This window comes from Desulfurella sp. (assembly GCF_023256235.1).
Classification (GTDB): Bacteria; Campylobacterota_A; Desulfurellia; order Desulfurellales; family Desulfurellaceae; genus Desulfurella.
Genome location: NZ_JAGDWY010000022.1, coordinates 1 through 6,696, shown reverse-complemented (window position 1 = coordinate 6,696; position 6,696 = coordinate 1). Strand labels below are relative to the sequence as shown.

The following is a 6,696-nucleotide window of genomic DNA, read 5'->3' as shown; positions in this document are numbered from 1 at the left end:
TAAGATGGTTTCGTAAATCTGTCCCAGGTTCATACGTGAAGGTACCCCTAACGGATTCAACACAATATCAACCGGTGTTCCATCTTCCATGAAAGGCATATCACATACAGGCAATATTCGCGAAACCACACCTTTATTACCGTGTCTTCCACTCATTTTATCGCCAACGGATAATTTTCTTTTTGTTGCAATAAAAACTTTTACACTCATTATTACGCTGGGGGGAAGCTCGTCTTCTTTGTCAATTTCTTTTACTTTCTTAGCATATTCATCTTTTAAAGCTTTAGATATCTTCTTATAATGTTTCTCTATTTCTTTTGCTTTCAATTTGTTTTTTGGAGAAAGTAACTCTTTAATTTGATTTTCATCTAAAGCATCAAGTGCACATTTATCCAGTTTGCTGCCTTTCTTGTAAACAATGTCCTGTAAAGATAAATCTTTTTCTAATGTTTCTTCTTCCAGTAATTTTTTGTATGATTCTAATTTTAAGTTTTCTAAAAGGTGCAGTTGAGTTTTTAGTTCTTCATTTATCTTTTTTATATCCTCTTTTTGTATATACTCTTCCCGTGCTAGTTTTTCGGTGCCTTTTCGCCTAAAAATTCTAACATCAATCACAGTACCTTCTGTATCTGATGGAACCCTAAGGGACGAATCTGACACATTAGAGGCTTTTTCACCAAAAATTGCCCTTAAAAGCCTCTCTTCTGGAGAATAGTGTGTTTCTGCTTTTGGCGTAACTTTTCCAACCAGTATATCTCCGGGTTTTACATAAGCACCAATTCTTACTATGCCATTTTTATCTAAATTTTTAATTAATTCAGCAGAAGCGCTTGGGATATCTGCAGTTATTTCTTCTGGTCCAAGTTTCGTGTCACGTGCATACACCTCAAACTCTTTTATATGTATGGATGTGAATAAATCTTCTTCGACAACACGTCTTGAAATTGTTATACCATCTTCATAGTTATATCCACGCCATGGTACAAAAGCTACAACCATATTCCTTCCAAGTGCAAGCTCCCCTTTGTCCATGGTGGGACCATCTGCAATAACCTGACCTTTTTTAACATAATCACCAATTTTTACAATTGGTTTTTGCGAAAAGCATGTATCCTGGTTTGATCTTACAAAATTATTTAAATCATATTTATCTATTTCATAAGCTCCTTCTTGTGATTGCACTGCTATATAAATTTTGTTGCTTTCTATTCTTATAACTTTACCATCTCTTTTAGCAAGTACGGCATGCCTTGAATATATTCCTACCTCTTTTTCCATTCCTGTACCCACAAGCGGAGCTTCAGGGGCAATAAGTGGTACAGCTTGACGTTGCATATTCGAACCCATAAGTGCTCTATTTGCATCATCATGTTCCAAAAATGGTATCAAACTCGCCGCAACGGAAACAATTTGTCTTGGAGATACATCCATCAAGTTAACATCCATTTTGTGAGCCATAATAAATTCACCGTTTTTCATTGATGGTACATACTCTTGGGCAAATGTGCCATCCGGATTTAGATCAACGCTTGCTTGAGCTATTATATGGTCTTTTTCTTTGCCTGCTGTCATGTAAACAATTTTGTCTGTAACCTTACCATTCTCTACTATTCTATAAGGCGTTTCAATAAATCCAAACTCGTTTACTTTAGCGTATATTGAAAATGAAACAATCAGACCGATATTTGGTCCTTCTGGTGTCTCGATAGGACAAAGCCTTCCGTAATGAGATGGGTGAACATCACGGACTTCAAAACCTGCTCTTTCACGTGTTAAACCACCTGGTCCTAAAGCTGATAACCTTCTTTTATGAGAAATCTCAGATAATATATTTGTTTGGTCTAAAAATTGTGATAACTGACCAGTTGCAAAAAAATCTTTAACGGCAGTTGCAACTGGTTTTGTATTAATGACATCATAAGGGGTTAAATCTTCCGTTTCTTTTGGCATCAAAAGTCTATCTTTTATCAATCTTTGCATTCTATACAAGCCTTTTCTGATCTCAGAATATAAAAGCTCACCTACCAAATGGACTCTTCTATTTGAAAGGCTATCCATATCATCCGCTGAAACTTTACCATTTTTAAACAATATTATATGATTAATTATCCCAAAAAAATCATCAACCGTTAATACTCTAATATCTTTTGGGATATCTATATTTAGTGTTTCATTAATCTTAGCCCTACCTTCTATTGACAAATCATACTTTAAAGGATCAAAAAACAAACCAGCAAAAAATTTATTAGCTTCTTCAACAGAAGAATGCTCGCCAGGTCTTAAAGATTTATGAAGGTAAATTTTTGCAATATCTTCAATAGGTAAATCTTCTTTTAGTCCGATTCTCCTTTTTTGCAAAACTTCATGGTCTGCTTTAAGCGTATTAATAATCATGTAATCATCATATTCACTATATAAAAGCTTAAAGTTAAAGTTTCCCATCAATTTTAGTTCTTGCAAAATCTTTGAATCTATTAAAGAAAGCCCTTCTATTACAGAGCCATTATTGTCAATTTTTTCAGCTATATATTTATCTAAAAGTTCATTTTCATCAATTGCAATTTCATTTATATTTAAATCTATTAAACGTGAAATAACTTTAGATGTAAGTTTTTTCTGCTTTTGAACGATAACTTCGCTTTCTACCATAATATCTTCTTTAACTTTAAAGCCCTGTAAATTTTTATCAGGCTTTGCGTAAAAATTGCCATCTTTTACATGTATATCTATTAATTTGTAAATTCTATTTAAAATATCTAAATCGTTAAAACCAAGAGCTTTTAGTATAACAGTCGCTGGAAATTTCTTTTTTCTATCTATTCTTATATGCAGAAGATTCTTGTTGTCAGTTTCAAATTCAACCCAGCTGCCTTTTTCAGGTATTATTTGAGCATAATAATTGTTTTCTTTTTGTTGAGTCAAATTTTTAAAGATAACACCTGGGGATCTGTGTAATTGATTTACAATAACTCTCTCTACGCCATTTATAATAAAACTTCCTGATTCACTCATCAAAGGAAATTCACATACATAAATTTCCTGCTCTTTTATATCTCTAACACCGATTTTATTCCCAGAAGCATCTGTATCCCAGAGTGTTAGCTTAACCTTGAGCATTAAAGAAGCACCGTACGTTATGCCTTTAAGTTTACAAATCATTGGGTTATATTTAGATTCTCGTAGGTAATAATCAACATATTCCAATTTGATCTTACCATGAACATCTTCTATAGGAAAAATTTCTTTAAAAGCATTTTCTAATGTTTTTTCGAAATCACTTCCCTTTTGTAAGAATCTGTTGTATGATTCTATAGCCATGTTTAAAATATCTGGCACAGATAATACTTCTTGAGTCTGAGCAAAATTAACTCTTAACCTATAATCTAAGCAAAGAGGCTGTACCATAATTCACCTCATCAATATTTTTTAATATTTATTGTTGGTATAATAAACAAAAAAAAGAAGAGACCCAATAGCCTCTTCTTTTGAAAAAAACGTATGTTAATTGATTTCTACCACTGCGCCAGCTTCTTCTAATTTTGCCTTAATACTTTCTGCTTCTTCCTTACTTACATTTTCTTTAACTTTACTTGGAGCACCATCTACTAGATCTTTTGCTTCCTTTAAGCCTAACTGTGTTAGCTCTCTAATGACTTTTATAACCTGGATTTTTTTATCTCCAGCAGATTTTAGAATAACATTAAATTCTGTTTTTTCTTCGGCTTTTTCTTCACTAGCTGCAGCAGGCTGAGCACTGGCAACTGCAACCTGTGGAGCTGCTGCACTTACGCCAAATTTTTCCTCTAATTCTTTTACAAATTCAGAAAGTTCCAATACAGTCATGTTTTCTATGAATTTTATAACGTCTTGTCTTGTAATATCAGCCATTATTACTCCTCCATTTAATCAATTTGATTTTTGTTCTTTTATAGCATTTAATGCGTATAAAGGTTTTCTTAAAATACCTGCTAGCGCACTTACCAGTCCTCTTGCTGGAGCATTTAATACACCAAGCAGCATAGCAAGCAATACTTCCCTTGATGGTAATTTTGAGATAGCTTCAATCTGATCATGATTAAATACATTGCCATACATCACAGCAGACTTTAGCTGTAATTTTTCAATGTTTTTTTCTGCTTTTAAAAGCAGTTTTGAAAGTGCTATAGGATCTTTGTAACTAACAGCAAATGCATTGGGACCTTCAAGCAAACTCAATATATTGGACCATTTTGTACCTTGAGTTGCTTTTGCTACAAGCGTGTTTTTAATAACATTGAAAGAATCGCCCAATTCTTTTACTTGTTCTCTAACTGACTCGAGTGTTTTAACGTCAACGCCTGAATAATCCACCAAAAACACAGCTTGAGCATTTTCGAGATTTTTACGAATAGTTTCAACAATCTCGATTTTCTTTTCTTTTTTCAAAACTTCCCTCCTTTAAAGACGGGCCAAGTCTCAAGTAGGCAATTTTAAAGCATAAGCTACCCACTATCTTTGACCTCTTAATTTATTTAAATCGCTTGTAGCTTGACTTTAACACTTGGAGAATGTGTAGTTGATAAATAAAATGACTTTATATATTTGCCTTTAGCAGCTGATGGTTTTGCTTTTAAAATTGTATCATAGATTGTTTTTATATTCTCAAGTAAATCTGTTTGGTCAAAAGACTTTTTCCCTGCTATTAAGTGAACATTGCCAGTTTTATCGCTTCTAAATTCTACTTCACCAGCTTTAAATCTTTTAACTGCAGCTGCTACATCAAATGTTACTGTGCCAACTTTTGGATTTGGCATCAATCCCCTTGGTCCTAAAATTTTCCCAATTTTACCAACTGCTCCCATCATGTCAGGTGTTGCAATAGCTTTATCAAAATCCATCCAACCTAATTGAATCTTTTCTATTAAATCATCTGAGCCAACGTAATCAGCACCAGCCTCTTGAGCTTCTTTGATTTTTTCACCTTTAGCAAAAACTAAAACTTTAACTGTTTTGCCTGTTCCTTTTGGTAACAATACAGTACCCCTTAATTGTTGCTCTGCATGTCTTGGATCTATTCCTAAATTTGTATGCACTTCAACTGTTTCATCATAATTTGCATACGCTATATCTTTTAGTATACTTATAGCATTTTCTAAATCATATTCTTTAGTTAAGTCGTATTTTTCTAGTGCCTGTCTGTATTTTTTACCATGCTTTGCCATTTTTAACCTCTCTTCTATTTAAAAATCTTGCACTTCAACGCCCATATTTACAGCAGTTCCAGCAATTATTTTCATTGCTTTGTGTAAATCTTTTGTGTTTAAATCGGGCATTTTTATTTTTGCAATCTCTTCTAATTTTTCTTTGCTCAACTTTCCTACCTTTACTTTTAATGAACTACTTGAACCTTTTTGTATACCTAAAGCCTTTTTGATTAAAACACTTGCCGGAGGTGTTTTTAATATAAAATCAAAACTTCTATCTTTATAAACATTTATTAATACAGGAATTATTGTATCACCTTTGTCTGCTGTCGCATCATTAAATTTTTTAACAAAATCCATTATATTAAGCCCATGCTGTCCAAGTGCCGGACCAACAGGTGGAGCAGGTGTTGCTTTGCCAGCTGGCAATTGTAATTTTACCTGAGTAACTAACTCTTTTTTTGCCATACTAATCTCCTTTTATGCTTTCTCAACTTCATTGTAATCTAATTCAACAGGTGTAGGTCTTCCAAAAATACTAATTAATATCTTAAGCCTACCTTTCGTGATGTCTACTTCTTCAATTGTGCCAACAAAATTTGAAAATGGTCCTTCTATAACTCTAACTTTTTCACCATGTTCAAATGAAATAGATAGACGTGGCGCTTCTTTTGCTTGATTAATTTTATCAACAACCTTTTTTACTTCGTTTTCATCTATTGGTATTGGTTCATTTTTAGAACCAACAAAACCAGTTACAAGCGGTAACCTTTTTAATGTATTGTAAAGACTAACATTCATCTTAGATTTTATAAAAACATAACTAGGATACATGCATTTTTTTACAACTTCCTTTTTACCTTTTCTTACTTCTATAACTTCTTCTTGAGGAACTAAAATTTCTGCTATGTCATTTTCCAAGCCCGCTTCTTTTGCTTTGCTTAGTATCATATTTTTTACTTTCTCTTCTTGACCTACCTGCGTATGTATAGCGTACCATTTAAAATCTTGATCTTCGAGCATTTACCACCAAACTATTTAAATAATTTTTCTAAGCCATATGAAAATATAAAATCTAATAACCCAAGTAATACGGACACAACAAAAGAGAAAACTATAACAGCAATAGTAGCCGTTACAATCTCCCTTTTCTTTGGCCATACAACCTTTTTTATTTCAGCTTTAACTTCCTCTAAAAAAATCTTTACCTTTTCAAACATAAAATATTTGGCAGGCCAGGAGGGACTCGAACCCCCAACATGCGGTTTTGGAGACCGCCGCTCTACCAATTGGAGCTACTGGCCTATTTTACCTCTTTGTGTATAGTATGTGTATTGCAATGAGGGCAATACTTCCTCAATTCCAACTTATCCTTTGATTTCTTTTTGTCCCGTGTGCTTGTATAGTTTTTATTTTTGCATTGACTGCAAGCAAGATAAACTATTTCTCTCATTTTTGCCTCACTTAATAATCTCAGTAACTACACCAGCACCAACAGTTTTGCCACCTTCTC

The 6,696-nt window shown here is 33.3% G+C and carries 8 protein-coding genes and 1 tRNA gene; all 9 read right to left on the bottom strand.

All coding sequences use genetic code 11. From position 1 onward, the window contains the following. Positions 1 to 3,405 (bottom strand): DNA-directed RNA polymerase subunit beta (gene rpoB, locus Q0C22_RS01970; protein WP_291490410.1); only part of this gene is annotated, 3,405 nt, incomplete at its 3' end. Positions 3,406 to 3,501: 96 nt separating this feature from the next. Then, positions 3,502 to 3,888, bottom strand: a complete 387-nt coding sequence (gene rplL / locus Q0C22_RS01965) for a 50S ribosomal protein L7/L12 (RefSeq protein ID WP_025391447.1) — start codon at positions 3,886 to 3,888, stop codon at positions 3,502 to 3,504. Positions 3,889 to 3,906: 18 nt separating this feature from the next. Continuing rightward, on the bottom strand, positions 3,907 to 4,425 hold the full coding sequence (gene rplJ, locus Q0C22_RS01960) for a 50S ribosomal protein L10 (RefSeq protein ID WP_291490409.1): 519 nt from the start codon (positions 4,423 to 4,425) through the stop codon (positions 3,907 to 3,909). 86 nt (positions 4,426 to 4,511) lie between these two features. Next, positions 4,512 to 5,201 carry a 50S ribosomal protein L1 gene (gene rplA, locus Q0C22_RS01955; RefSeq protein ID WP_291490408.1) on the bottom strand — a complete coding sequence of 230 codons (690 nt, stop codon included), beginning with the start codon at positions 5,199 to 5,201 and terminating at the stop codon, positions 4,512 to 4,514. A gap of 18 nt (positions 5,202 to 5,219) precedes the next feature. Then, on the bottom strand, positions 5,220 to 5,651 hold the full coding sequence (gene rplK / locus Q0C22_RS01950; RefSeq protein ID WP_025391444.1) for a 50S ribosomal protein L11: 432 nt from the start codon (positions 5,649 to 5,651) through the stop codon (positions 5,220 to 5,222). A gap of 12 nt (positions 5,652 to 5,663) precedes the next feature. Continuing rightward, positions 5,664 to 6,206, bottom strand: coding sequence for a transcription termination/antitermination protein NusG (gene nusG / locus Q0C22_RS01945; RefSeq protein ID WP_291490407.1), 543 nt, complete (start codon positions 6,204 to 6,206; stop codon positions 5,664 to 5,666). An 11-nt stretch (positions 6,207 to 6,217) separates the two neighbouring features. Further along, a complete protein-coding gene (gene secE, locus Q0C22_RS01940; RefSeq protein WP_291490406.1) occupies positions 6,218 to 6,403 on the bottom strand; it encodes a preprotein translocase subunit SecE in 186 nt (61 codons plus the stop codon). Positions 6,404 to 6,411: 8 nt separating this feature from the next. After that, a tRNA-Trp gene (locus Q0C22_RS01935) sits at positions 6,412 to 6,488 on the bottom strand. Next, the gene (gene rpmG, locus Q0C22_RS01930; protein ID WP_025391441.1) at positions 6,487 to 6,636 is read right to left on the bottom strand and encodes a 50S ribosomal protein L33; all 150 of its coding nucleotides are present in this window, start codon (positions 6,634 to 6,636) and stop codon (positions 6,487 to 6,489) included. Before rpmG ends, Q0C22_RS01935 begins: the two co-directional genes overlap by 2 nt. Between the last annotated feature and the right edge of the window lie 60 nt (positions 6,637 to 6,696).